The following is a 24,370-nucleotide window of genomic DNA, read 5'->3' as shown; positions in this document are numbered from 1 at the left end:
ACCCTCGGTGCCCGCCTCCTGCCCCCGCGTCCTCGCCGCGTGGCTAGCCCAGGGCGTCCAGCTGGGCCATGTCCCCCTCCGTGAGGGCGATGCCGGCCGCCGCCAGGTTCTCGTCGAGGTGGGCCGGTGAGCTCGTACCGGGGGTGGGGAGCAGGACGGGGGAGCGGTGCAGCAGCCAGGCCAGTGCGATCTGGCCGGGGGTCGCGCCGTGCCGGGCGGCGACCGCGGCGAGTGCCGTGCCCGCGGCCTCGGCGAGCGCGCCGTTGCCCAGCGGGAACCACGGCAGGAACGCCGTGCCCCGCTTCTCGCACAGCTCCAGGACGTCCTCCGCGGCGCGGTCCAGCAGGTTGTAGCGGTTCTGCACCGAGGCGATCGGGGCGATGTCCTGGGCGCGGGCCAGTTCGTCCGCGGTGACGGAGTCCAGGCCGATGTGCCGGATCTTTCCGGCCTCCTGGAGTTCCCGCAGCGCGCCCAGCTGGTCGGCCATCGGCACCTGCGGGTCGAGCCGGTGCAGCTGGTAGAGGTCGAGGGTGTCGGTGCGCAGCCGCCGCAGGCTCGCCTCGCACATGGCGCGCAGGTCTTCGGGGCGTCCGGCGATGTGCCACAGGTCCGGGCCGGTGCGGACCACCCCGCCCTTGGTCGCGATCACCAACCCCGCCGGATACGGGTGCAGGGCGCGCGCCACCAGCTCCTCGGCCACGTCCGGGCCGTAGTTGTCGGCGGTGTCGATCAGCGTGACCCCGCGGTCGACGGCCCGGCGCAGCAGGGCGACGGAGCGTGCGGGATCGTCGTGCCGCGGTCCCCAGTAGCCGGGGCCGACGAGCCCGCCGGTCCCGAACCCCAGCCGTCCAGCGGCCGGTTCCCCACCGATCGGAACGACGGTTCCCACGGCCTTCGCCCCCTCGGTTGCGGCATCCATCAATGCCGAGCGTAGAGCGGGGCGCGGTTCATAGGATCACCCGGTGCCTCCTGACATATCGCTGTTCACCGTGACCCTGCTGTGCCTGGCCGCCCTCGCGGCGGGCTGGATCGACGCCGTCGTGGGCGGCGGCGGGCTGCTGCTGCTCCCCGCCCTGCTCGTCGGCCTGCCGCACACCCCGGTCGCGTACGTCCTGGGAACCAACAAGTCCACCGCCATCGTGGGCACCACCGCGGCCGCGGTCACGTACGTCCGCAAGGCCCCGATCGACGTGCGCAACGCGCTGCGGATCGGGCTCGCCGCGATGGGCGGCTCGCTGGCCGGGGCGTTCTTCGCGGCCGGGATCAACAGCGAGGTGCTCCGCCCGCTGATCATGGGCGTCCTGCTGGGGGTGCTCGCCTTCCTGCTGTTCCGCCCGGCCTTCGGGACCGCGCCCGCGCCGTCGGGGCCGGTCTCCCGCCGGCGGGTGGTGACGGCCGTCCTCGTCGCGGGGCTGGGCATCGGCTTCTACGACGGTCTGATCGGGCCCGGGACCGGGGCGTTCCTCGTCGTCGCGCTCACCGCGATCCTGCACATGGACCTGGTCTCCTCGTCGGCCACCGCCAAGGTCGTCAACGTCTGCACCAATGTCGGCGCGCTCACGATGTTCGCGCTCCAGGGCACCGTGCTGTGGCAACTCGGCGCCCTGCTGGCGCTGTTCAACCTGGTCGGCGGCCTGGTGGGCGCCAGGATGGCCCTCAAGCGCGGCGCCGGCTTCGTCCGGGGCGTGCTCGTGGTCGTGGTCGTGGCCCTGCTGTGCAAGCTGGCCTACGACCAGTGGCCGGCGGCCTGAAGCCGGGGTGCGGGCGCGGCCCCTTCGCCGGCCGCCGGGCTCAGAACCGGCAGTGGTACATCCGCGCCATGTCCCGCACCGCGGGCACCTTCAGCGACGCCCGGGCCGCCAGCCGGTAGGCCGCCGGCAGCTCCTCGATCCCGGGGACCGCCAGGGCGCTGAGGTTCTCGACGATCTCCAGCTTCGGGCTCAGCCGCGCGATGCCCGCGGCGTCCGTGCCCCAGTGCAGCCGCGCGCCGGCCTTCACGACGACGCGGTTGAGCCGCTGGGCGCGGATCGCGAACCGGCTGAAGGCGTCGAAGGCCAGCTCACCGCCCGGTACGTGGGCGATCAGCCGCCGCAGCAGGGCCGTGCCGTCCTGCTCGGTGAGGTACATCAGCAGACCCTCGGCCACGATCATCGCCGGCCGGTCGGAGGGGATCCGCGCGGTCCACGCCGGGTCGGTCACGGAGGACGGGACGGTGGTGCACCCGGCGCGCTCCGGGCAGAGCTCCCGCCGCAGCGCGATGACCTCGGGGTAGTCGACGTCGTACCACCGCACCCCGGGGCCGGGGTCGAGGCGGTGGACGCGGCTGTCGAGGCCGCAGCCCAGGTGCACCACCGTCGCCTCCTCGTGCCGGGCGAGGAAGCGTGCCGTCCAGAGGTCCAACTGCCGGGCGCGCAGGGCGACTGCGGCCGCGTTGCCGGGGCTCAGCCGCATCTTCCGGAAGTCGTAGTCGAGCCGCCGCACGGTGTCGGCGGCCAGGGTGTCGCCGAGGATCGGACGCTTCGCGCGGCTGTCGAGCGCGCGGCCGTAGAGCGTGGCGAGAAGGGTCTCCTTCTCCTCGGTCAGCCGCACCCGTGGCGAGGGCGGGGTGGCACTCGGGCTCGTCATGCCATGACGATACATAACTTTCAGAAAAATGTGAAGACTCGGAAATCCCCGGCCGCGGTCTACCCCGGCGTCGCCGCCGCGGCCGCCGTGCGGCGCTCGCTCAGCGGGACTCCCGTGACGGCCGTCAGCACCACCGCCGCGTTCTCCAGGGCCAGCAGCCCGTGCCGCTCGCGCGGGAGCATGGCGACCTGACCGGCCTTCAGCTCCGGGCCGCCGCCCTGCCCGGTCAGCCGGACCCGGCCGTGCAGGACGTGCAGGCTCGCGGCCGGGGGAGTGTTGTGCTCGTCCAGCTCGGTGCCCGCGGTCAGGGCGATCACGGCCTGCCGCAGCGGGCCGTCGTGCAGGAAGAGGTGGGCGCTGCGTCCGTGCGCGGAGGTCCTGGCTTCGTCGAGCAGGTGACGGGCGAGTGCATCGAGATCGTCCATGAGGCCGGCCTTTCGCGTGCGGACGCGGCGGAGCTTCCTTTCCATCGTTGCCGGTGCGCCCGGGGACGCAACCGGGGAGCGCGCCGGCGGGCCGGGAGCCGGCCCGCGAAGGGGGCGGCGTCCGGGTGCATACCGGTGCCGGGGCGGGCCGGTCCCTTACGGGATGATCATCTCGGTCCGTACGATGCGGAGCGGTTCCGCCGCCGCGAGCGTGCCTGCTCGTCCGGCGCGGACCCCTGTCCCGTCTGTCCCGATCCCTCCCGACCCCCACCGCGAAGGATGCACCTGTGACCGACCCGACCCCACCGCCCGGCTCCACCGGGCACCCGGACGCCCGGTTCCTGACCGTCATGACGACCGTCGACAGCGAGGCCAAGGCCGCCGACCTGGCGCGTGGCGCGATCGAGCGGAGACTCGCCGCCTGCGCACAGATCAGCGCCCCGGTGACCTCGGTCTACCGCTGGGACGACGCGATAGAGACCGGCCAGGAGTGGCAGGTGCTCTTCAAGACGGCCCGGGCGCGCTACGAGGCACTGGAGGCCTACCTCCTGGAGGCGCACGACTACGACACCCCCGAGATCATCGCCACGCCGGTCACCCACGGGGGCGCCGGCTACCTGTCCTGGGTCGCGAAGGAGACGAGCTGACGTGGAACGCAACACCACCGGGCGCGGCAGGACGACGCGGCACGCGCAGAAGCGGCCGGGCCGGCGGCGCTGGGTCGCGGCCGGGTCCGCGGTGGCCGGTGCGGCGGTGTGCCTGAGCCTGGCCTCCGTGGGCCACGCCGCCCCGGACGCCCCGCGCGCGGCGGCGCACCGCGACCGGCCGAGCCCCGGCCCCCACCCCGACACCACCTGGACCAGCCGGGAAGCCGCCGCCTACTGGACGCCCGACCGGATGGCGGCCGCCGCACCGGCCGACCCCGAACGCGGCTCCTCGGACCGGGCCGCCGCCGCGCCCCGGGCCAAGGCCGCCCCCGCCGCCACCGCACGGCACTTCGACGGCATCCCGTCCGTGGGCGTGCTGTTCTCCGTCGACGGGGACGCCCGTGCGCACCACTGCACCGCCAGCGTGGTGCACAGCCCGCACGGCAACCTGATCCTGACCGCCGGGCACTGCAATCCCGGAACCCGGGCCGCGTTCGTCCCGCAGTATCGTTCCGGCGCCGACAAGCAGCCGTACGGGGTGTGGGCGATCGAGGACAGCTTCGCCTACCCCGGCCGCGGCACCACCGGTGCCGGGGCGGACCTCGACTTCGCCTTCGCCACCGTCGCCCCCGGCGAGGACGGCCGGCCCGTCGAGGAGGTCACCGGCGGCAACTCCCTCTCCCCGACGCCCGGTTACGCCAATGACGTCACCGTCGTCGGCTACCCGAACGTCCGTCACGACCCGCAGGACCGGGCCGTACGCTGCGCCACCCGCACCAGCCGGCTGTCCGGCACCCGTGAACTGCGCATGGAGTGCGGCGGGTTCTACGGCGGCACCTCCGGCAGCCCCTGGCTGAGCGACTTCGACGAGGAGAGCGGGACCGGCCGCGTCATCGGCGTGATCGGCGGCCTCAACGGCGGCGGCCCCAAGGGCCCGGACAGCGACCGCATCTCCTACAGCCCGTACTTCGGGGAGAAGGTCCTCGACCTCTACGCCCGGGCGTCCCAGGAGTAGCGCGTGCGGTGAGGGGTGGCGGGGCCGCTAGCGGAGGGCCTCCGCCACCCCCTTCTCGTGCGGCCCGAGGAAGTGCGGATCGGGCCGCAGCAGCGCGTCCGCCGCCGCCTTCGAGGCCGCGAAGATCTCCCGGACACCGCCGTAGGCCCAGGTCACATCGTGCTTCGCGGCCACCCCGACGCCGTAGGAGTCGACCCCGGCCGCCGTGCACAGCGCCAGCGCGCGCCGGATGTGGAAGCCCTGGCTGACCAGCACCGCCCGGTCCACGCCGAAGACCCGGTGCGCACGGCTGCAGGAATCCCAGGTGTCGAAGCCCGCATAGTCGCTGACGATCCTGCGGCCCGGGACGCCGTGGCGCAGCAGATAGGCGCGCATCGCGTCCGGCTCGTCGTAGTCGTGGCGGCTGTTGTCGCCGGTGACCAGGACCGCGCGGACCGTGCCCCGCGCGTACAGCGCGGCGGCCGCGTCCAGCCGGTGGGCGAGGTACGGCGAGGGCGCGCCGTTCCACAGGCCCGCGCCGAACACGATGGCGACCGGCGCGGCCGGGGCGCCCGCGACGTCGCGCACCCGGGGGCCCGCGGTCGCGTTCATCCAGGTCGCGGGCGCCAGCGCGAGCACCGTCAGGGCCACGACGGTCTGAAAGGCGCGGCGCCTGCCGCGCCGGGTCCGCGGCAGCCGTATGCGCCGCACCCCGCTCCACACGCGCCGCACCGTCCCCGTTCCCGGTCCCCGCCCTCGCATCCGTGCCCCCGTTCCCGGCCCCGTCCGTCGTGACCGCTCTGCAGGCTGCGACGCCCACCGCGCCGTGATGGTTGCGGCGGCGGCCTGGCATCGTGGCAGAGGGAGCACCCGCCCGGAGAGGACGCACGCCATGACCACCGAGCCCGAGCGGCTGCCGTTCTTCGTCTACGGCACGCTGCGCCCCGGCGAGGCCAACCACGCCTGGGCCCTGCGCGGCCGCACCGCGGCCGAGGAACCGGCGCACATCGGCGGCGCGTTGCTCTACGACGGGCCCGGATACCCGTACGCGACCGCGGGCCCCGCCGGGGCGGTGGTCCACGGCGCCCTCGTCCTGCCCCGCGACAGCGACTACGACGAGGTCCGCGCGACCCTGGACCGGCTGGAGGACTACGCCCCCGGCGACCCGCACAACGTCTACGAGCGGGTGTGCACCGAGGCCGTGTGCGCGGACGGCAGGACCGTACGGGCCTGGGTCTACCTGGCCGCCGACCGCCTCGCCGCCCGGCTGCGCGCCACCGGCACCCCCATCGAGGGCGGCGACTGGCCGGCGTCGCGGGCCGCGGCCGGCTGACGGGCGCCCGCCGCCGGGACGACCCGGCGCGCGGCCGCCCAGGGCGCCGCCGCGGGACCGGCCACCGGTCCCGATAGCCTGGCGGCTCCTCGCCGGACGGGCCCCTTCCGGTTCACCGGCGAGGTCCCGTGACCCCCGTCCGCAACCCCTTCCCGTACCGCAGAACTTCCCGTACCGCAGAACAGGTGTGACCCGCGTGGCTTCCTCCCCGTCCTCCCCTTCCGCCGCAACCGCCCCCGCGCCGCTGCCCAAGGCGGAGCTGCATCTGCACATCGAGGGCACCCTGGAGCCCGAGCTGGCCTTCGCGCTCGCCGCACGCAACGGCGTCGCGCTGCCGTACTCCACCGAGGACGAGCTGCGCCGCGCCTACTCCTTCACCGACCTGCAGTCCTTCCTGAACCTCTACTACGCGCTGATGGCCGTGCTGCGCACCGAGGACGACTTCGCCGAGCTGGCACACGCCTACCTCGCCCGCGCCCGGGAACAGGGCGTACGGCATGCCGAGATCTTCTTCGACCCGCAGGCGCACACCGCGCGCGGCGTCCCGATCGGCACCGTCATCGACGGCCTGGCCCGCGCCCTCGACAGCGCCCAGGAGACCTACGGCATCAGCACCCGGCTGATCATGTGCTTCCTGCGCGACGAGAGCGCCGAATCCGCCCTGGCGACGTTCGAGGCGGCCCGCCCGCACCTCGGCAAGATCACCGCCGTCGGCCTGGACTCCGCCGAGGTGGGCCACCCGCCGTCGAAGTTCGCCCAGGTCTTCGCGCTGGCCCGGGAGGCCGGGCTCAAGTGCGTCGCGCACGCGGGCGAGGAGGGCCCGCCGGCCTATGTGTGGGAGGCCCTGGACGTCCTCGGCGTGGACCGGATCGACCACGGGGTGCGCTCCCTGGAGGACGAGCGGCTGGTGGCCCGCCTGGTGGCCGACCAGGTGCCGCTCACCGTCTGCCCGCTGTCCAACGTCCGGCTGCGGGTCATCGACGACCTCGCCGACCACCCGCTGCCCGCCATGCTGGACGCCGGGCTGCTGGTGACCGTCAACTCCGACGACCCGGCCTACTTCGGCGGCTACGCGGACGACAACTTCACCGCCGTCCGCGACGCCCTCGGCCTCGACCCCGAGACGCTGCGCACCCTCGCCCGCAACTCCTTCCGCGCCTCCTTCCTCGACGAGGCGGACCGCGCCGCGTACCTGCGGGAGGTCGACGCGCACGGGGCATAGGGCGCAGCGCGGGCCGGACGGCAGGGCGGGCCGGAAGCGGCTGGCAGGGGCCGTGGCGGGCCCTGCCGCTCGCCCCGTCCGCCCGTCCCGTCGTCCCGTCCTGTCCGCGCCGCCGGCCCCGGTGGCAGCCGGAGGGAACACGGAGTTCGCCGCGGGGAAACGGCACCGCAACGAGCCCCTGCCAGGCTCACGGCATGACGGCGCCGATACCGCACCCGCCCTCCGCGTCCCCCGGCCCCCTCGGCGCGGGAGACCTCGCCGCCGAGATCAGCGCACAGCTCGGCACCCGGCTCGGCCGGGTCCGGCTGCACGGCTTCCGCCGCCCGGCGCCGCCGCCCCCCACCCTCGTCGCCGTGGCCCACGGCAGCCGCGACCCCCGCGCCCTGCCCACCGTCCGGGCCCTGCTCGACCGGGTCCGTGCGCTCCGCCCCGGCCTGCCCGTACGGCTCGGGCACATCGAGCTGAACCGCCCGCTGCTCGACGACACCCTCGCCGAGCTGGACGGTGCGGCCGTCCTCGTCCCGCTGCTCTTCGGCCGCGGCCATCACGTCACCCACGACCTGCCCGCCGCGCTGACCGGCGCACCCCACCTGACCGGCCGGGTCGCCGAACCCCTGGGACCGCACCCCCTCCTCGCCGAGGCGCTGCACGACCGCCTCCTGGAGGCCGGAGTCCCCGCCGGCCGCTCCCCGCGCACCGCCGTGGTCCTGGCCGCCGCCGGCTCCCGTGCCCCGCGGTCCGCCCAGGACACCGAGCGCACCGCCCAACTGCTCTCGGCCCGGCTCGACGGCACCCCCGTCCTGCCCGCCTACGCCTCTGCCGCCACCCCCACCGTCCCCGACGCGATCCGCGAGCTGACCGCCCGCGGCCACGACCGGATCGCCGTCGCCTCCTGCTTCACCGCCCCCGGACGCTTCGCCACCCGGTGCGCGGCCGCCGCCCCCGGGCCCGCCGCCGCACCCCTGGGCGACCACCCCGCACTGGCCCGTCTCGTACTGCACCGCTACGACCAGGCGCTCCTCGCGCGTACCGGATCCGACCCCGAGAGCGCCAAGGCGGCTACCGTCGCGGTATGACGGGCACACCACCGACCATCCCCGGCTACACCACGGCCGACACCGAGCGCTGGGTCCCCGAGCCCGACAAACGGCCCGGACGCACCGCCTTCCAGCGCGACCGCGCCCGGGTGCTGCACTCCGCCGCCCTGCGCCGGCTGGCCGGCAAGACCCAGGTCGTCACCCCGGGAGCCCTCACCCCCGCCTGGGACGCCAGCCCGCGCACCCGCCTGACCCACTCCCTGGAGTGCGCCCAGGTCGGCCGGGAGCTCGGCGCCGCCCTCGGCTGCGACCCGGACCTGGTCGAGACCGCCTGCCTGGCGCACGATCTCGGCCACCCGCCCTTCGGGCACAACGGCGAGCAGACGCTCAACGACGTCGCCGCGCCCTGCGGCGGCTTCGAGGGCAACGCCCAGTCCCTGCGGCTGCTGGCCCGTCTGGAGCCCAAGCGGTTCGTGCCCGCCCCGGACGGCTCGGCGGTCAGCGTCGGCCTGAACCTCAGTCGCGCCGCCCTCGACGCGGCCACCAAGTACCCCTGGACGCGCGGCGCGCACCCCACCGACCCCGGGTCGCCGAAGTTCGGCGTCTACGAGGACGACCTGCCGGTCTTCGACTGGTTCCGGCAGGGCGCGCCCGCCGGGGCGCGGAGCTTCGAGGCGCAGGTCATGGACTGGTCCGACGACGTGGCGTACTCGGTGCACGACGTCGAGGACGGGCTGCACGCCGGACACCTCGACCCCAACCTGCTGCTCGCCGACGCGGAACGCGCCGAGATCTTCGCGGTCGCCGGTGAGCGCTACGCGCCCGGCGCCGGCGCCGAGGAGCTGGCCGCGGCGCTGGACCGCCTGCTGGATCAGGAGTGGTGGCCGCACGGCTACGACGGCTCCGCGCTCGCCCAGGCCCGGTTGAAGGACGCCACCAGCCAGCTGATCGGCCGCTTCTGCCTCGCGGCGGAGAGCGCGACCCGGGCCCGCTGGGGGACCGGGCGGCTGACCCGCTACGCGGCGGAGCTGGTGGTTCCGGACGAAACCCGGCTGGAATGCGCCGTATTGAAAGCCGTCGCCGACCGGTACGTCATGCAGCGCCCCGACCAGGAGGCGCTCCGTGCCGACCAGCGCGTCGTCATCGCCGAACTGGCCGACGCGTTGCTCGCCCGCGCCCCCGACGGCCTTGACCCGCAGTTCCGTTCACTGTTCGACGCGGCCCCCGACGACACCGCACGCATGCGCGCCGTCATCGACCAGATCGCCGCGCTGACCGACACCTCGGCCCGTTCTCTGCACGCCCGTCTCACCCGACACCCTGGTCACAGCACGGACCACCGCGGGTGACCCTGGGGGGAAGCCCCTCTTCCCCCCTCACGCTCCGTGCGGGACGCTCGAACCCGACCGTTTCGAACGGAGCACCCTGACAACAGTGAACACAGCACCCTGACCACACAGCGCACGGGACACCCGTTCACCGGCGAACGGAACCCCGACGGCACCGAGCACATCCATCGGGGGAGACGACGGGGGGACACCGGGGGGCGTTTACGGACGCGGACGCGGACGTACGGCACCGCAACGAGGAGGAAGCAAGTGGTCGACGCACACCAGACGTTCGTCATCGTCGGGGGTGGCCTGGCCGGCGCAAAGGCCGCGGAGACTCTCCGCGCGGAGGGCTTCACCGGCCGGGTGATCCTCATCTGTGACGAGCGCGACCACCCGTACGAGCGCCCCCCGCTCTCCAAGGGGTTCCTGCTCGGCAAGGAAGAGCGCGACAGCGTGTTCGTCCACGAGCCCGCCTGGTACGCCCAGGCCCACATCGAGCTGCACCTCGGCCAGCCCGCCGTCCGCCTCGACCCCGAGGGCAGAACCGTCCGCCTCGGCGACGGCACCCTGATCGCCTACGACAAGCTGCTGCTGGCCACCGGCGCCGAGCCGCGGCGCCTGGACATCCCCGGCACCGGCCTGGCCGGCGTGCACCACCTGCGCCGCCTCGCCCACGCCGAACGGCTGCGCGGCGTCCTGGCCTCCCTCGGCCGCGACAACGGCCACCTCGTGATCGCCGGCGCCGGCTGGATCGGCCTGGAGGTCGCCGCGGCGGCCCGCTCCTACGGCGCGGAGGTGACCGTCGTCGAGCCCGCCCCGACCCCGCTGCACGGCATCCTGGGACCCGAACTCGGCGGCCTGTTCACCGACCTGCACCGCGAGCACGGCGTGCGCTTCCACTTCGGCGCCCGCTTCACCGAGATCGTCGGACAGGACGGCATGGTGCTCGCCGTGCGCACCGACGACGGCGAGGAACACCCCGCCCACGACGTGCTCGCCGCGATCGGCGCCGCCCCGCGCACCGCGCTCGCCGAACAGGCCGGGCTGGACCTCGCCGACCCGGAGACCGGCGGCGGGGTGGCCGTCGACGCGGCGCTGCGCACCTCCGACCCCTACATCTACGCCGCCGGTGACGTCGCCGCCGCCGACCACCCGCTGCTGGACACCCGGCTGCGGGTCGAACACTGGGCCAACGCCCTCAACGGCGGCCCGGCCGCCGCCCGCGCCATGCTCGGCCAGGACATCAGCTACGACCGCATCCCGTACTTCTTCTCCGACCAGTACGACGTCGGCATGGAGTACTCCGGCTACGCCCCGCCCGGCTCGTACGCCCAGGTCGTCTGCCGCGGCGACGTCGCCAAGCGGGAGTTCATCGCCTTCTGGCTGGCGGCGGACGGCCGGCTGCTCGCCGGCATGAACGTCAACGTCTGGGACGTCGCCGAATCCATCCAGCAACTGATCCGCTCCGGCGCCCCGTTGGAGCCCGGCGCGCTGGCCGATCCGGAGGTTCCGCTGCCGGCGCTGCTCCCGTAGCGTGCGCCTATGACGCCAAGCCCCACCGGCCCCACCGGCTCCGGCAGCACCGACGTCCCTGCCGTCACCCTCGACGACGTCCGGGACGCCGCCCGGCGGCTGGCGGGCGTGGCCCACCGCACCCCGGTCCTGCGCTCCCGCACGCTCGACGCGCTGGTCGGCGCCGAGGTCCACCTCAAGTGCGAGAACTTCCAGCGGATCGGCGCCTTCAAGTTCCGCGGCGCCTACAACGCCCTCTCCCGGCTCTCCCCGCAGCAGCTGGCCCGCGGGGTCGCCGCCTACTCCTCCGGCAACCACGCCCAGGCCGTCGCGCTGGCCGCCCGGGAGCTGGGCAGCCGTGCCGTCATCGTGATGCCCGAGGACACCCCGCGGTCCAAGATGGACGCCACCGCCGGCTACGGCGCCGAGATCGTCACCTACGACCGCTACACCGGCGACCGGGTCGCGATCGGCCGGCGGCTCGCCGAGGAACGCGGCCTCGTCCTGGTCCCCCCGTACGAGCATCCGCACATCATCGCCGGCCAGGGCACCACCGCCCTGGAGCTGATCGAGGAGACCGGCCCGCTCGACGCCCTGCTGGCCCCGGTCGGCGGGGGCGGGCTGATGGCCGGCGCCGCCACCGCCGCCACCGCCCTGGTCCCCGGCATCCGGATGATCGGCGTCGAGCCGGCGGCCGGCGACGACACCCTGCGCTCACTCGCCGCCGGCCACCGCGTCACCGTTCCCGTGCCCCGGACCATCGCCGACGGCCAGGCCGCCGAGATCCCCGGCGAGCTGACCTTCTCCATCAACCGGCGGCTGCTCGACTCGGTCGTCCTGGTGAGCGACGACGAGATCCGCGCGGCCATGAAGCTGGCCTTCGAACGCCTCAAGATCGTCACCGAACCCAGCGGCGCCAGCGCCCTCGCCGCCCTCCTCGCCGGACGCCTCACCCCCCTGCCGCCCCGCATCGGTGTGATCATCTCGGGCGGCAACGTGGGAGTGGAACGGTTCGTGGAGCTGATGGGGTAGGCGGGGCGGCGGTGGCCGGGGGAGGCCGTCGGCGCTCGCGGGCGGCTCGCGGCCGGATGTGTCCGACCCCGGCCGTAGAATTCACGCGTGGCAGGCAGGATCAACGATGACGATGTGAAGGCGGTGCGGGACGCGGTCCCGATCGACGCCGTCGTGTCCGAGTATCTCCAGCTCCGCAACGCCGGCGGCGGCAACCTCAAGGGCCTGTGCCCCTTCCACGACGAGAAGTCCCCGTCCTTCCACGTCAGCCCGGCCAAGGGGCTCTACCACTGCTTCGGCTGCCAGGAGGGCGGCGACACCGTCGACTTCATCATGAAGCTCGACCACCTCTCCTTCGCCGAGACCATCGAGCGGCTCGCCTCCCAGGCCGGCATCACCCTGCGCTACGAGGAGGGCGGCTACACCCCCGGCCGCCAGCAGGGCGAGCGCACCCGCCTGGTGGAGGCCCACAAGGCCGCCGCCCAGTTCTACGTCGAGCAGCTCGACGGCCCCGAGGCCGAGATCGCCCGCAAGTTCCTCGCCGAGCGCGGCTTCGACCAGGCCGCCGCCCAGCACTTCGGCGTCGGCTACAGCCCGGCCGGCTGGGACCACCTCACCCGCTTCCTGCGCGGCCGCCGCTTCAGCGACCAGGAGCTGGTCCTCTCCGGCCTCGCCCAGGAGGGCCGCCGCGGACCCATCGACCGCTTCCGCGGCCGCCTGATGTGGCCGATCCGCGACATCGCGGGCGAGGTCGTCGGCTTCGGCGCCCGCAAGCTCCGCGACGACGACAACGGCCCCAAGTACCTCAACACCCCCGAGACCCCCATCTACCGCAAGTCCCAGGTCCTCTACGGCATCGACCTCGCCAAGAAGGAGATCGCCAAGACCAACCGCGCGGTCGTCGTCGAGGGCTACACCGACGTCATGGCCTGCCACCTGGCCGGAGTCACCACCGCCATCGCCACCTGCGGCACGTCCTTCGGCGAGGGCCACATCAAGATCCTCCGCCGGCTGCTGATGGACAACGCCGGCTCCGAGGTGGTCTTCACCTTCGACGGCGACGCCGCGGGCCAGAAGGCCGCCCTGCGCGCCTTCGAGGACGACCAGAAGTTCGCCGCCGAGACCTCCATCGCCATCACCCCCGGCGGGATGGACCCCTGCGACCTGCGGCTCGCCAAGGGCGATGCGGCCGTCGCCGACCTCGTCGAGGCCCGCACCCCGCTCTTCGAGTTCGCGCTGCGCCATGTCGTCTCCCGGCACAACCTCGACACCACCGTCGGCCGCGCCGCCGCCCTCGACGAGGCCGCCCCCATCGTCGCGAACATCAAGAACAGCTCCATCCAGCACGAGTCCGCCGTCCAGCTCGCCGGCATGCTCGGCATCCTGGACACCCAGTTCGTGGTCAAGCGCGTCAGCCAGCTCGCCCGCTGGGCCCGTGAGCGCGGCCGTGACGGCGGCCCCGACCAGGGCCGTCAGCAGCGCCGCGGCCAGCCCCCCGCTGCCGAGCAGGCCCGCCCCGCGCCCGGCCCGCGCGGCCCGGCGCTCAACCTCCGCAGCCCTGCCCACCGCGTCGAGCGCGAGCTCCTCAAGCTCGCGCTGCAGCGCCCCGACCTGGTCTCCCCGGCCTTCGACGCGTACGGCGCCGACGAGTTCACCGCCCCGCCCTACGCGGTGGTCCGCCAGTGCATCGAGGACGCCGGCGGAACCACGGCCGGCGCCAACGACAGTGCGTACGTCCCCCGGGTGCGGGAGGCCGCCCCCGACGACACCGTCCGCGCCATGGTCACCGAACTCGCCGTCGAACCGCTGCACACCCGCCGCGACCCCGACGAGGCCTACGCCGGCGTCCAGTTGGTCGCCGTCCGCCTCGCCGCCGTCAACCAGCGCGTCACGGAGATCCGCGGGACCCTCCAGCGCCTCGGCCCCCGCGCCGACCCCGCGCACCTCGCCGCCGTACAGAACGAACTCTGGGTCCTCCAGCAGTACGGCCAGTCGCTCCGCGAACGCGGCTACGCCGCCCTGTAGGGGATCTGCGGGGGCTCCCAGGGCCTCTTAGCGCCTGCGGACACTCCCCGCGGTAGCCGTCCGGTCACGGACCGGACTCAAAAAGTGGTCGCACGCCCCTCGTGGCGGGACTGTGTCGTACTCCACACTGAGGAGCGGTGCCTGAGTCCTCGGAGCGCGGCGGGCCCGGTCGCACCGCGCCGGAATCCCCCGCGGAACCGCTCTTGACGTACGGGACGGACGGCGGCTCGGCCGCAACCGTGCCCGACCTTTCTGCCGCCTCAGCAGCGATCACCCTGGAGGTCGCCCCCGTGCAGACCCGGACCCTCGCCGACGCGCCGCCCGCAGCAGAGCCGGTCACCGAGCCGGATGCGGAACCGGATGTGGAACCGGCCCCCGATCCGCTCACCGTGCCGCAGCAGGCCGAACCGCCCGCCGCCGAAATGATCGTCGAGGAGATCATTCCGGAGCCGGCACCACGCCCCGAGGCGGGCAGCCCCTCCTCCGATCTCTTCCGCCAGTACCTCCGTGAGATCGGCCGGATCCCGCTGCTCACCGCCGCCGAGGAGGTCGAGCTCGCCCGCCGCGTCGAGGCCGGCCTCTTCGCCGAGGAGAAGCTCGTCAACACCCCCGACCTCTCCTCCCAACTCGCCTTCGACCTGGACCAGTTGGTGGTGCTGGGCCGGATGGCGAAACGACGCCTGATCGAAGCCAATCTGCGCCTGGTGGTCTCGGTCGCCAAGCGTTACGTCGGCCGCGGGCTGACCATGCTCGACCTCGTCCAGGAGGGAAACCTCGGACTGATCCGCGCGGTGGAGAAGTTCGACTACGCCCGCGGCTACAAGTTCTCCACCTACGCCACCTGGTGGATCCGCCAGGCCATGTCCCGCGCCCTCGCCGACCAGGCCCGCACCATCCGCGTCCCGGTCCATGTCGTCGAGCTGATCAACCGCGTGGTGCGGGTCCAGCGCCGGATGCTCCAGGAACGCGGCTACGAGCCGACGCCCGAGGAGGTCGCCGCCCACCTCGACCTGACCGGGGAGCGCGTCAGCGAGGTGCTGCGGCTGGCCCAGGAGCCGGTCTCGCTGCACGCCCCCGTCGGCGAGGAGGAGGACGTCGCCCTCGGCGACCTCATCGAGGACGGCGACGCCGCCTCACCCGTCGAGTCCGCCGCTTTCCTGCTGCTCCGCGAGCACCTCGACGCGGTCCTCTCCACCCTCGGCGAACGCGAACGCAAGGTCGTCCAGCTCCGCTACGGCCTCGCCGACGGCCGCCCCCGCACCCTGGAGGAGATCGGCCGGATCTTCGGCGTCACCCGCGAACGCATACGGCAGATCGAGTCCAAGACCCTCAACAAGCTCCGCGACCACGCCTTCGCCGACCAGCTCCGCGGCTATCTCGACTGAGCCCGCGGGGCGGTCGGGGCGCCGGGAGGGGCGGGGTGTCGGCATGCCGGGCCGCCGGGCCGAGGCAACGAGCTGCCGGGCCAACGAGCCACCGGGCGGTCGGTCCGCCGCGCCGATGAGCCGCCGGGGCGGTGAGCCACCGGGGCGGTGAGCCACCGTGCTGGTGGGGCGTCGGGCCCACGAGCCGCCGGGGCGACGAACTCCCGAGCCGGCGGGTCGCCGGGCGTGCCGGGCCACTGGTCCGCCGCGTCGCCGGGCTGCTACGCCTCCGGGCCGTCAGACCACTCGGCCACCCGGCCACCCGGCCACCCGGCCACCCGGCTCTGCGGCCCTCGCCCCGCGAGCCTCGGCACCGCACCCCGAGCACCCCGATCGCCCCGATTCCCCGGATCACCCCGATCGCTGGAACGCCCCGGGATGGATCTCGTCGCGCACCGTCGTGTACTGCTGCCGCACGGCCTGGCCGACCGGCAGTTCCTCGCCCGGCTCGAAGACCTGGCTCGCGGCGGCCGGCCACTGCGGCGGATCGACCCATGCGGCCCCGCCGCCCGCGCCGGACTCCGCGCCCGGGGCCGGGGTGAGCGTGCCGTGCGCCACGCCCCACGCCCAGGCCGCCTGCCGGGCCGCGCCCAGCGCGGCGTAGTCGGCCGGCTGCGGCACCACGACCGGCACCCCGAACAGCCCCGGCGCCACCGCCTGCACGGCGCCCAGCTCGGCGGCCGCGCCCAGCAGGAACACCCGGCGCACCGCCACGCCCCGCCCGCGCAGCACGTCCAGCGCGTCCGCCAGCCCGCAGAGCATGCCCTCCACGGCGGCCCGCGCCATGTGCTCCGGCTTCATGCTCTCCCGCCGCATCCCGTGCAACGACCCGGCGGTGTGCGGCAGATACGGCGTCCGCTCGCCCTCCAGATACGGCAGCAGCACCATGCCGTACGCGCCGGGCGAGGACTTCAGCGCCAGCTCGGACAGGCCCTCCAGGTCCGTCCCCAGCATCTCCGCCGCCCCGCGCAGCACCCGCACGGCATTGCTGGTGTGCACCACCGGCAGATGCCGGCCGGTCGCGTCGGCGAACGAGGTGATCGTGCCGGTCGGGTCCGCCAGCGCCTCGTGGTGGATGCTGAACACCGACCCCGAGGCGCCCAGCGACACCACGGCGTCGCCCACCCCGACGCCGAGCCCGAAGGCGGCGGCCATCGTCTCGCCCGTCCCGGCGGAGATCAGCAGCCCCTCAGGGGTGAACCCGGCCGTCCCCGACGGGCTCAGGACCTCCGGCAGCCGCACCTGATGGCCCAGCGCCAGCTCCACCAGATCCGGCCGGTACGTCTCGGTCGCCGCCGACCAGAAGCCGGTCGCCGAAGCCCCGCCGCGGTCGGTCGTACGCCGCGCGGGACGCCCCAGCAGCTGCCACGCCAGCCAGTCGTGCGGCTGCATGATCTCCGCGATCCGGGCCGCATGCGCCGGCTCCGTACGCGCCAGCCAGCGCATCTTCGTCACGGCGTGGGTCGCCTGGGGCACCGCGCCGACGGCCTGCGCCCACGCGCTGCGCCCGCCCAGCGAGTCGATCAGGTCCGCGGCGGCGCCCTGCGCCCGCTTGTCGTTGCCCACCAGCGCCGGACGGACGAGGTTGCCCTCGACGTCCAGCGGGATCAGACCGTGCGGCTGCGCGGAGACGCCGATCGCCTGCACCCCTTCGAGCAGCCCGCGGCCCGCCGCCTCGCCGAGTGACATCAGCCACGCCTGCGGATCGACCTCGGGCCCCTTCTCGACCGGGTGCGGTGCGTATCCCTGCCTGATGACGGCACCCGTGTCGGCATCGCAGACGACGATCCGTGTGCTCTCGGACGAACTGTCCAATCCGGCGACTATCCCCATGGACCCAGATGATGCCCCATACGACGCATAGGAGCAGCCTCAGGGTTTCCCCCGGGGACGGCCGGCTCAGGTGTTGCTCGTGCCCCAGTCGTCCTCGCCGGGGGAGCGCTGCTCGCGCAGAGAGCGGACCCGGTCGCCGACCGAGCTGGGCAGCCGGTCGCCGACCTTGGCCGACACCGTCCCGAACGCCTTCGACGCCGCCTCGCGCCCGGTCAGCGCGGCGGACTCCGCGGTGTTCCGGACCGCGGGGTTCTGCGTGATCCGTTGGGCGGTCTTGCGGAGCTGCTCGTACCGTTCCCGACCTGCTCGTGCGCCGAGCACATACCCCGTGGCCAGTCCCGCGATGAACGTGAGCCGGTAGCGCATTGCTCCACCCTTCCTGTCGTCGGACCCCTCCGGTGCCGGTACGCACCCGAGTGCCTGGCTGTCTCGCGCGCCTACCCTCCGGGGCCGGAGATCACCCGAGGTGACCTGAGGCGATACCGATTGGCGGAGCACCCCCCTGCTTGCGCTAATGTATGTGTCGCAGCGAACGCGCGCCGTCCGGAACCCCGGACAGCAGTGCATTCGAGGCACACAGAGCAATCCCCTGTAGCTCAATTGGCAGAGCAGCCGGCTGTTAACCGGCAGGTTACTGGTTCGAGTCCAGTCGGGGGAGCTCGGTCCCCTGTAGCTCAATTGGCAGAGCATTCGGCTGTTAACCGGAGGGTTACTGGTTCGAGTCCAGTCGGGGGAGCAGAGAGAAGAGGACCCCGGAAGGGGTCCTTTTTCTTGTGCCGCGGAACCGAACGACCCGTGATCGAAGTCCTCTTGGGCGTGCGTGGTCGCGCGACGGCAGCCCTCACGGGCAACAGATCGTATGAGCGGCTATGCTGCGGCAGACGGCGCGCACAAATGTGCGCGACGCGCCGTGGGGGGCGGTAGCTCAGCCGGTTAGAGCAGCGGACTCATAATCCGTCGGCCGTGGGTTCGAGTCCCACCCGCCCCACCGCACGGCATCTAGGTGACCTGCGGGAACCTCCCTCCGGGGAGGTCCCGCAGGGCCAGAACGCCCCACAGGTGCCGCACGGGCCCCTGGTGCGAGGGCTTTCGCGAGGTCGGTCAGGACCACCCCGCGCATGCCCCAAGACCCCTCCCGTGCCGTGTGCGCCCGGCCGGGCGGCGCTCGAACGGGCAGCCGGCAGCGCGAGGCCTCCGCCGGCGACGGCGCGGCGAGACGCTCCCTCGATCCGGCCAACGGCCAGGGTCGGCAAGGGCGGTCGGGTCGGGCCGAGAGGGAAGGCTCGTTGAGCCGGACGAGCAGCCGCCCCCGTGCCGGTCTCGGAGAGGTTCCGGATCTACGCTCATGCCTGCGCGGGATCACTGGCGGACATGTCCGACCGCACTCGAACGAACTACACGAAGTTCGTTGATGACCAGATGGTGCCGTGGTCGGAGAGCTGTCGGTGTCCGGCAGCGGGGACAGGCTCACCCGCGACCACGTCGGTCAGTGGATCCGCGATTCCGCCACGGCAGGCCCGGCCCGCTTCCTCCCCAGCGGCGGTGTGCAGGCGAAGGTGCGCGCCGAAGACCTTCGCGACCCCTCCATGGCCTGCTGTACCGCCCTCGCCGCGTTGCAGCGAGCCGGGAAGCGGCGAGGCGGGCGCGGAACGTTCCGCGGCGTCCCGAAGGCGAAGAAGTCGTGCCGGGCGCTCGTGCTCACGCCTGATCAGGTTCAGCCGATTGCCTCGGTCGCGCGCTCCGGTCCGTCGACGACGAGGCCGTGCCCGCGACCGGCGACAGCGCCGTGCCAGGTCTCCAGCACGACGGCCGCCACCGGAGCGCGGTCGTTCCGCTCCGGCGGCCCCGTCCGGGCTCATCGGCTTCATGAGGGTGCGTCATGCCGGCTTCCGCCCCTGCGAGGACTTGCGGGCCCGGTTCCGCTGGCCCGTACGGCGCGGGCCCGGCTCCCCTGGCCCGTACGGAGCGGGCCCCGGCGCGGTGCGGCGGGCCCGGTCGCCACGGGCAGGCATGGGGCGCCCCTCGCGCTGCGCTGCGCGAGGGCCTGGACGTGACTGCGCACCAGGCCCTCACCGCACGCGCACCGTTGCCCTCGGCGGGGCCGGCGGGCTTGTGCTCAGTCGCGGCAAGGAGCCCACCGCACCGGGCCGCCACCCCACTCTTGCGGACTACGGCAGGGGGCTCTTCTCCTTCACCTCCACCGCGCCGGAGTGGGCGTTGACATGAGCAATCATGGAGGAGTCTTTACAGGTCACCAAGATGCGCCATACCGCATTCCAATTCGCCTTCTCCGGTACCGCGAGCAACTCCCCCACTTCGGCCTTTCGGCATCCCGGAGCGGAGTGCTTGGCGCGCTGTATAGCGTTGTCCTTGCTGACCCGGATGGCAGGGACGTCGACATCAGGAGATTTCCGAGTCGATAGCTGGGAAACGTGTCCTGCGCGATCGATCTGGACGTCCAGGCGCATCGGCATGAGTACGCCATGGAGACGTTTGCGCCAACTGACCATCCATCCCAGAGCGGCATCGTCTCCCACCGGGGAGACTTCTGCCGTGCTCCCCGCGAGGGCCCACGGGAAGTGCTTCTCGGCGTAGGTGGTCGCTACCTTTTTCGCCTCAGTGGATTTCTTGATGTGGGCCGGGGACCCCGGCACTGGAAAACCGGACGATTTTCCGCTGTCCGACATGTCGAGGCTGGCTGTTATCTCATTGCCCTTCGGCCAGTTCACCTGGACGAAGCCGACGGGCAGGCTCGCCATGATCGTGCCGCTGCCGGAATCCGGCGAGGAGGAGAATTGCACATTGCCGACCGTGTAGTGGTTGCCGAATGCTTCGCGCACGGCGGCGATCGCCGCCGTGCGTTGATCGCTGCCCGCAGACCCTACTGCTTCGGTGGCCTTTACGGCGTGCGACTGGATGGAGGTTGACCAGACGACGCCAATGATCACGGCGAAGGCCACCCACGTGACAATTGCCCGAGGGGCGTTCAACCGCCAGGCAGTCAATTCGCCTGGGCGAGCGCGCGTGATGAGGAATGCGATGAGTGCACCCAGGAGGCCGCCGACGGAATTGGCGAGCAGATCGCTGGTGTCGCACGCTCGCCCGATGGCCGGAAGGGCGCCTTGGGCGGTCTCAATTGCCACGGAGAGCCCCATGCTGATCGCGAAGGCGGGGAAGAGCCTGCGCGTCACCAGCACCCCGAGGAAGCCCACTGGCGCGAACATGAGGCAGTTCAGCAGGCCCTGTTCGGTGCCGAAGGGCTCCAGGAACTTCAGGTTGACCACGCATCTGCCAGATCCCTGACTTCCCCCGGTGGTCCACAGCGTCAAGAAGGAGACGCTCAGCATGGAGGTGCACCACAAGGCGAGGTGGAACGGGCGATCCGTTCTCTTCTTCGCAGCGAAAAAGACAGCTCCGAAGAAGGCCAGGGAAAGGACGATCGCGGACATGATGAATGCTGTGTGGCCTTTGAATACGGCTTCCAGCATGGGCAGCTCCCCTGAAGTGTTTCTGTGCATGTGCAAGCGCCCCCTTGCGGCACACCGCAAGGGGGCAAAAACGGACTCACGTGCAGCTCTGTGAAGTCCACGACGAGCATGCCTATGAAGAGGTCATGCGGGAGGAGGGGGTGCTAGCACTTCCTGGTGGGCGGAGTCTGGTACGTGTTTCCACCCGAGTAGAGAAGGCCGACGTCCGCGCTGCACGAGGCGGAGGGCGACCACTGCTGTGAAGCTATCAGCGAAGTGCTGCACTTCTTGGTGGAACTCCAGTGGTTCGTGCCGCTCCGGAGGTAGCCGACCTTGCAGGAAACCGAGCCCCCCGACTGCTTGTCGTACGAGACATCGATGTACGTGCCCTTGCTCGTCGAGTTCATGAGCAGAACACCATTGCTGATATCGGTGCACACGTCCCAGTTGGTGATGTACCCGTCGTGCGGGCAGCTGTAATCGGCGGCGGCTGCCGTTACAGCCTCGTTCTTGGTCTGTGCGGCACTTGCGCTGGCTGCGGTCACGAAAGGCATCAGGACAGCGACTGACGCGATAGCAGTTGCTGCACGAAAACGCGAGTTCATGCAATCCCCCCTTGATTGTTCACATGGCCTTTACGGCGAGAAGAAATCTAACACAAGTTCGATCTTGGTGCGGGGGGTTTCCGGGTGCCGCGTTCCTGCGCATCCAAGGGCGGGCGAAGCCGCCGCTGGTACGTCACCGCGTAGGCCATTCCCGGCTTCATGCCCAGGAGCAGGGCGACGCGGGGCGCCGGGCCCGCTCCCCACGCACCTCGGCGGTTCGGGGGTGGGCGCCGGCTCGGGGGAGTCGCCGTGGCCCGAGAGTTCACGCCGGCATGCCGAACCGTGAAGGAGAAAGTCCGCTGCCCCGGTGCGGCGCACCGGGGCAGCGGACTTTTTGGCGTGGTGTCGGCGGGGTGAGTCCTCGCCGGGTGGAGAGTGGTCAGCGGCTGTAGATGGGCATGATGGTCTCGCTGTCGTCGCACCACACCTCGTGGTACCCGTTCGCCTGGGCCTGGGGGAGTTCGGCCGCTTCGCACGCCGCCTTCGAGGGGTACTTCAGGGCGCCGACGGGCACCCAGCCGTCGCCGGGCGGAGGGGCGGCGGAGGCGGTGGTGGCGGTCAGGGGAATGGCGAGCGCTGCGGCGCCGACTGCGAGACCGACACCGATACGGGTACGCCACGACTTCATGGTCTTCTCCTTGCTTGGCCTTGCTTCTCCGAGCTGGTCCGGCTCAGAGGTGTTCTTGGCCCCTGTCCAGGGCCGGTACCGAGTGGTCGGCCGATGGGGCCGACGAGGGCTGCCGGGTGCGTGCGGCCGGGCGGGCGTTTACGCGTGGGCGCTGATCACGCCGCCGGCGCTGAGCACGATGTAGATGCCGTTGGCGTCGACGCCGGTGTCCTGCTGGTTCGCCTCCAGCGTGGCGGCCACGCCGTCGTGGCCGATGATCTGAGCGCGGTACCGGGCGTCGCCGGTCTTCGTGACCTTGGCCGTCCAGCCGCCCGCGAGCTTGAAGGTGCCCGGTCCCTGGTGTCCGCCGCCCATCCAGGAGTGGACCTGGCCGTCCAGCGTGAGCGTGACGAACATGTCGTTGGCGTCGAGCCCGGCGTCGCCGTCCTTCGTCTCCAGCGTGGCCAGGACCGAACCGCGGGCGACGATCCTGGCGCGGTAGTGCTGGTCGCCGAGCTTGGAGATCTCGGCCTTGCTGATGCCGTCCGCCAGGCGCTGGATGCGGACCGGGGACGCCGCCTTGGCACTGTTGGCGGCGGGCGCGCTGCCCGCCTGCCGGCCCGCGACGCCCGGCTTGGCGTCGGAGCTCTGCAGTCCGGACCAGCCGGCGGCGCTGGACTCGGCGGCGGCCGCGTTCTTGTCCGTGTGGGCCGCGGGCTTCGCGCCGGCGGCGTCCGCGCCGGAGCAGGCGGTCAGGGTGAGGCCGGCGGCCGCGACCAGGGCAGCGGCGGCAACCCGCAGGGTGCGGCGACGAGCGGTGCGGACGGTGCTGCTGGAGCTCATTTCGGTCCCCCAGGACTTCGGTTCGTTGTCTCCTCGGTACGTCACCCACTCTGCTCGGGGTCACTATCGGGAAGCTGCTGCTCCGCTAACGTCCGGCTAACCCGGTGTGAGCAGGGGAAAGAAGACCAAGGAGCCCCCGAAGAGCCGGGCCGCGCCGCCTGGGTGGGAACACCTCGCAGTCTGCGGGGACCGGGGCATCTGGCAGGCCGAGGCCACGGTCATGGCGGTGGCCGGTGACCGGCCCGGGCGCCGGGTGGGGGTGGTTGGGCCTCTTGGGTCCGAGGATGTGCCGTCTGTTTGCGGGCGTGGTCATCTGGTCGTCCAGGCCCCGTCCGGCCGTCAGGAGTGCCGGGCGGGAAGGGCAGGTGATGACGATGGAGCTGTTTCCGACGATCCCGTTCGCCGAATGGCGGGACACCAAAGAGACGCTCCATCGCTTCGCGCAGGTCGTCGGGAAGGTCCGGCTCGCGGCCAGCGCCCGGCGGAACCACTGGTGGAACGTGCCGTTCCATCTGACCGGACGTGGCATCACCACCCGCCCCATGGGGCAGCTCGACGGGAACCCGATCTTCACGATCGACTTCGACTTCGTCGGGCACCAGCTGGTCGTCGCGACGCTGGACGGTCGGGCGGTGTCCTTCCCGCTCGCCGGCCGGTCGGTGGCGTCCTTCTACACCGCGGTCATGGAGGCGCTGGACGCGCTGGGCGTACGGGTGGCGCTTGCGGTGCCGCGGCCGTTCGACCTGCCCGATGCCGGGCGGCCGTTTGCCGAGGACACCGAGCATGCGACCTACGACGCCGGGCACGCCCACCGCTACTGGCAGGTGCTGAGCCAGGTGGCGTCGGTGCTGGAGGAGTTCGCCGCGGACTACTCGGGGAAGGTCAGCCCCGTGCACCACTTCTGGCACACCTTCGACATCGCGCACACCCGGTTCTCCGGGCGGCACGTCGACCAGCCCGGGCAGGTCGACCCGGTGACCCGGGAGGCGTACTCCCGGGAGGTCATCAGCTTCGGCTTCTGGTTCGGTGACGACTCCTTCGGCGCGCCCGCGTTCTACTCCTACACCGCTCCGGAGCCCGCGGGGCTGGCCGACGAACCGCTTCGGCCCGCGGCGGCGCAGTGGTCCGCCCGGGGCGGCAGCCACTTGGCGGTGCTGCCCTACGACGAGGCCCGCACCGCGGCTGATCCCCGCGCGGCCGTGCTCGGCTTCTACGAGAGCGCGTATCAGGCCGGCGCCCGCCGTGCGGGGTGGGACAGTGAACGGCTCGCCTGCCCGGGCGGGGTGACGGACCCGTACCTGCTGGCGAGGGCGGCGCGGGACCGTTAGGCGACGGGCGGGGGCCCGGTCCGTCCGACGACCGGTGGGCGGGTCCGGTCCGTCAGACGAACGGTCGGCGGGCCGAGTCCGTTGGATGATCGGCAGGCGGG

General features: G+C 72.8%; 22 protein-coding genes and 3 tRNA genes. 15 read left to right on the top strand and 10 right to left on the bottom strand.

Features of this window, described 5'->3' with window-relative positions:
- Positions 1–43 precede the first annotated feature (43 nt).
- The gene (locus tag AB0411_RS28295) at positions 44–919 is read right to left on the bottom strand and encodes an aldo/keto reductase (protein WP_366420108.1); all 876 of its coding nucleotides are present in this window, start codon (positions 917–919) and stop codon (positions 44–46) included.
- Between the two features lie 43 nt (positions 920–962).
- Between AB0411_RS28295 and AB0411_RS28290 the strand changes: the two genes are divergently transcribed.
- Complete coding sequence (locus tag AB0411_RS28290; RefSeq protein WP_366420107.1) at positions 963–1,751, top strand: sulfite exporter TauE/SafE family protein; 789 nt, start codon at positions 963–965, stop codon at positions 1,749–1,751.
- A 40-nt stretch (positions 1,752–1,791) separates the two neighbouring features.
- Here AB0411_RS28290 and AB0411_RS28285 read toward each other — a convergent pair whose 3' ends face one another.
- Both AB0411_RS28285 and AB0411_RS28280 read right to left on the bottom strand, forming a co-directional pair.
- Positions 1,792–2,625, bottom strand: a complete 834-nt coding sequence (locus tag AB0411_RS28285; protein ID WP_366420106.1) for a class I SAM-dependent methyltransferase — start codon at positions 2,623–2,625, stop codon at positions 1,792–1,794.
- Between the two features lie 59 nt (positions 2,626–2,684).
- A complete protein-coding gene (locus tag AB0411_RS28280) occupies positions 2,685–3,050 on the bottom strand; it encodes a cupin (protein ID WP_366420105.1) in 366 nt (121 codons plus the stop codon).
- Between the two features lie 350 nt (positions 3,051–3,400).
- Here AB0411_RS28280 and cutA point away from each other — a divergent pair, with 350 nt between their 5' ends.
- Complete coding sequence (gene cutA / locus AB0411_RS28275; protein WP_366420169.1) at positions 3,401–3,697, top strand: divalent-cation tolerance protein CutA; 297 nt, start codon at positions 3,401–3,403, stop codon at positions 3,695–3,697.
- A 1-nt stretch (position 3,698) separates the two neighbouring features.
- Positions 3,699–4,712 (top strand): trypsin-like serine peptidase, encoded by a 1,014-nt coding sequence (locus AB0411_RS28270; RefSeq protein WP_366420104.1) that lies wholly within the window; start codon positions 3,699–3,701, stop codon positions 4,710–4,712.
- Positions 4,713–4,739: 27 nt separating this feature from the next.
- Here AB0411_RS28270 and AB0411_RS28265 read toward each other — a convergent pair whose 3' ends face one another.
- Positions 4,740–5,453 carry a SanA/YdcF family protein gene (locus tag AB0411_RS28265; protein WP_366420103.1) on the bottom strand — a complete coding sequence of 238 codons (714 nt, stop codon included), beginning with the start codon at positions 5,451–5,453 and terminating at the stop codon, positions 4,740–4,742.
- A 130-nt stretch (positions 5,454–5,583) separates the two neighbouring features.
- Here AB0411_RS28265 and AB0411_RS28260 point away from each other — a divergent pair, with 130 nt between their 5' ends.
- The 8 genes from AB0411_RS28260 to AB0411_RS28225 all read left to right on the top strand — a co-directional run bounded on the left by AB0411_RS28260 (position 5,584) and on the right by AB0411_RS28225 (position 15,547).
- A complete protein-coding gene (locus AB0411_RS28260) occupies positions 5,584–6,024 on the top strand; it encodes a gamma-glutamylcyclotransferase family protein (RefSeq protein WP_366420102.1) in 441 nt (146 codons plus the stop codon).
- 196 nt (positions 6,025–6,220) lie between these two features.
- Positions 6,221–7,246, top strand: a complete 1,026-nt coding sequence (locus AB0411_RS28255; protein ID WP_366420101.1) for an adenosine deaminase — start codon at positions 6,221–6,223, stop codon at positions 7,244–7,246.
- A 194-nt stretch (positions 7,247–7,440) separates the two neighbouring features.
- Positions 7,441–8,322 (top strand): sirohydrochlorin chelatase, encoded by an 882-nt coding sequence (locus AB0411_RS28250; protein WP_366420100.1) that lies wholly within the window; start codon positions 7,441–7,443, stop codon positions 8,320–8,322.
- Positions 8,319–9,632: a deoxyguanosinetriphosphate triphosphohydrolase gene (locus AB0411_RS28245; RefSeq protein WP_366420099.1), complete on the top strand. Its 1,314-nt coding sequence runs from the start codon at positions 8,319–8,321 to the stop codon at positions 9,630–9,632. The genes AB0411_RS28250 and AB0411_RS28245 overlap by 4 nt, the downstream gene beginning before the upstream one ends.
- 249 nt (positions 9,633–9,881) lie before the next feature.
- Complete coding sequence (locus tag AB0411_RS28240) at positions 9,882–11,147, top strand: NAD(P)/FAD-dependent oxidoreductase (protein ID WP_366420098.1); 1,266 nt, start codon at positions 9,882–9,884, stop codon at positions 11,145–11,147.
- 9 nt (positions 11,148–11,156) lie between these two features.
- Positions 11,157–12,158: a pyridoxal-phosphate dependent enzyme gene (locus tag AB0411_RS28235; RefSeq protein WP_366420097.1), complete on the top strand. Its 1,002-nt coding sequence runs from the start codon at positions 11,157–11,159 to the stop codon at positions 12,156–12,158.
- Positions 12,159–12,245: 87 nt separating this feature from the next.
- On the top strand, positions 12,246–14,162 hold the full coding sequence (gene dnaG, locus AB0411_RS28230) for a DNA primase (RefSeq protein WP_366420096.1): 1,917 nt from the start codon (positions 12,246–12,248) through the stop codon (positions 14,160–14,162).
- A 137-nt stretch (positions 14,163–14,299) separates the two neighbouring features.
- Positions 14,300–15,547, top strand: coding sequence for an RNA polymerase sigma factor (locus AB0411_RS28225; protein WP_366420095.1), 1,248 nt, complete (start codon positions 14,300–14,302; stop codon positions 15,545–15,547).
- A gap of 390 nt (positions 15,548–15,937) precedes the next feature.
- Here the strand turns inward: AB0411_RS28225 and AB0411_RS28220 are convergent, their stop codons facing one another.
- Together AB0411_RS28220 and AB0411_RS28215 are read right to left on the bottom strand one after the other, a co-directional pair.
- Positions 15,938–17,419 carry an FGGY family carbohydrate kinase gene (locus AB0411_RS28220; RefSeq protein WP_366420094.1) on the bottom strand — a complete coding sequence of 494 codons (1,482 nt, stop codon included), beginning with the start codon at positions 17,417–17,419 and terminating at the stop codon, positions 15,938–15,940.
- A gap of 66 nt (positions 17,420–17,485) precedes the next feature.
- Complete coding sequence (locus AB0411_RS28215; RefSeq protein ID WP_366420093.1) at positions 17,486–17,785, bottom strand: YtxH domain-containing protein; 300 nt, start codon at positions 17,783–17,785, stop codon at positions 17,486–17,488.
- Between the two features lie 219 nt (positions 17,786–18,004).
- Here AB0411_RS28215 and AB0411_RS28210 point away from each other — a divergent pair.
- The 3 genes from AB0411_RS28210 (at position 18,005) to AB0411_RS28200 (ending at position 18,407) form a co-directional block, all read left to right on the top strand.
- Positions 18,005–18,077, top strand: a tRNA-Asn gene (locus tag AB0411_RS28210).
- A gap of 5 nt (positions 18,078–18,082) precedes the next feature.
- Positions 18,083–18,155, top strand: a tRNA-Asn gene (locus AB0411_RS28205).
- A 178-nt stretch (positions 18,156–18,333) separates the two neighbouring features.
- A tRNA-Ile gene (locus tag AB0411_RS28200) sits at positions 18,334–18,407 on the top strand.
- A gap of 1,180 nt (positions 18,408–19,587) precedes the next feature.
- Here the strand turns inward: AB0411_RS28200 and AB0411_RS28195 are convergent.
- The 4 genes from AB0411_RS28195 to AB0411_RS28180 form a co-directional block, all read right to left on the bottom strand.
- On the bottom strand, positions 19,588–20,907 hold the full coding sequence (locus AB0411_RS28195; protein ID WP_366420092.1) for a VanZ family protein: 1,320 nt from the start codon (positions 20,905–20,907) through the stop codon (positions 19,588–19,590).
- A gap of 143 nt (positions 20,908–21,050) precedes the next feature.
- Positions 21,051–21,293 carry a hypothetical protein gene (locus AB0411_RS28190; RefSeq protein WP_366420091.1) on the bottom strand — a complete coding sequence of 81 codons (243 nt, stop codon included), beginning with the start codon at positions 21,291–21,293 and terminating at the stop codon, positions 21,051–21,053.
- A gap of 577 nt (positions 21,294–21,870) precedes the next feature.
- Complete coding sequence (locus AB0411_RS28185; protein WP_366420090.1) at positions 21,871–22,119, bottom strand: hypothetical protein; 249 nt, start codon at positions 22,117–22,119, stop codon at positions 21,871–21,873.
- 138 nt (positions 22,120–22,257) lie between these two features.
- The gene (locus AB0411_RS28180; RefSeq protein WP_366420089.1) at positions 22,258–22,941 is read right to left on the bottom strand and encodes a hypothetical protein; all 684 of its coding nucleotides are present in this window, start codon (positions 22,939–22,941) and stop codon (positions 22,258–22,260) included.
- A 374-nt stretch (positions 22,942–23,315) separates the two neighbouring features.
- Between AB0411_RS28180 and AB0411_RS28175 the strand changes: the two genes are divergently transcribed.
- Complete coding sequence (locus AB0411_RS28175; RefSeq protein WP_366420088.1) at positions 23,316–24,269, top strand: DUF5996 family protein; 954 nt, start codon at positions 23,316–23,318, stop codon at positions 24,267–24,269.
- The last annotated feature ends 101 nt before the right edge of the window (positions 24,270–24,370 follow it).

The organism is Streptomyces angustmyceticus (assembly GCF_040701845.1).
GTDB lineage: Bacteria > Actinomycetota > Actinomycetes > Streptomycetales > Streptomycetaceae > Streptomyces > Streptomyces angustmyceticus_A.
The sequence above is the reverse complement of the archived record's forward strand: the minus strand, read 5'-3'. Positions and strand labels throughout refer to the sequence as shown.

Bases quoted from the DNA above. Each gene is read 5' to 3' on its own strand.
- AB0411_RS28260 (WP_366420102.1), top strand. From the start codon at position 5,584: ATGACCACCGAGCCCGAGCGGCTGCCGTTCTTCGTCTACGGCACGCTG.
- AB0411_RS28295 (WP_366420108.1), bottom strand. From the start codon at position 919: ATGGATGCCGCAACCGAGGGGGCGAAGGCCGTGGGAACCGTCGTTCCG.
- cutA (WP_366420169.1), top strand. From the start codon at position 3,401: ATGACGACCGTCGACAGCGAGGCCAAGGCCGCCGACCTGGCGCGTGGC.
- AB0411_RS28250 (WP_366420100.1), top strand. From the start codon at position 7,441: ATGACGGCGCCGATACCGCACCCGCCCTCCGCGTCCCCCGGCCCCCTC.
- AB0411_RS28265 (WP_366420103.1), bottom strand. From the start codon at position 5,453: ATGCGAGGGCGGGGACCGGGAACGGGGACGGTGCGGCGCGTGTGGAGC.
- AB0411_RS28180 (WP_366420089.1), bottom strand. From the start codon at position 22,941: ATGAGCTCCAGCAGCACCGTCCGCACCGCTCGTCGCCGCACCCTGCGG.
- AB0411_RS28185 (WP_366420090.1), bottom strand. From the start codon at position 22,119: ATGAAGTCGTGGCGTACCCGTATCGGTGTCGGTCTCGCAGTCGGCGCC.
- AB0411_RS28195 (WP_366420092.1), bottom strand. From the start codon at position 20,907: ATGCTGGAAGCCGTATTCAAAGGCCACACAGCATTCATCATGTCCGCG.
- AB0411_RS28190 (WP_366420091.1), bottom strand. From the start codon at position 21,293: ATGAACTCGACGAGCAAGGGCACGTACATCGATGTCTCGTACGACAAG.
- AB0411_RS28235 (WP_366420097.1), top strand. From the start codon at position 11,157: ATGACGCCAAGCCCCACCGGCCCCACCGGCTCCGGCAGCACCGACGTC.
- AB0411_RS28280 (WP_366420105.1), bottom strand. From the start codon at position 3,050: ATGGACGATCTCGATGCACTCGCCCGTCACCTGCTCGACGAAGCCAGG.
- AB0411_RS28215 (WP_366420093.1), bottom strand. From the start codon at position 17,785: ATGCGCTACCGGCTCACGTTCATCGCGGGACTGGCCACGGGGTATGTG.
- AB0411_RS28285 (WP_366420106.1), bottom strand. From the start codon at position 2,625: ATGACGAGCCCGAGTGCCACCCCGCCCTCGCCACGGGTGCGGCTGACC.
- AB0411_RS28220 (WP_366420094.1), bottom strand. From the start codon at position 17,419: ATGGGGATAGTCGCCGGATTGGACAGTTCGTCCGAGAGCACACGGATC.
- AB0411_RS28245 (WP_366420099.1), top strand. From the start codon at position 8,319: ATGACGGGCACACCACCGACCATCCCCGGCTACACCACGGCCGACACC.
- AB0411_RS28175 (WP_366420088.1), top strand. From the start codon at position 23,316: ATGGAGCTGTTTCCGACGATCCCGTTCGCCGAATGGCGGGACACCAAA.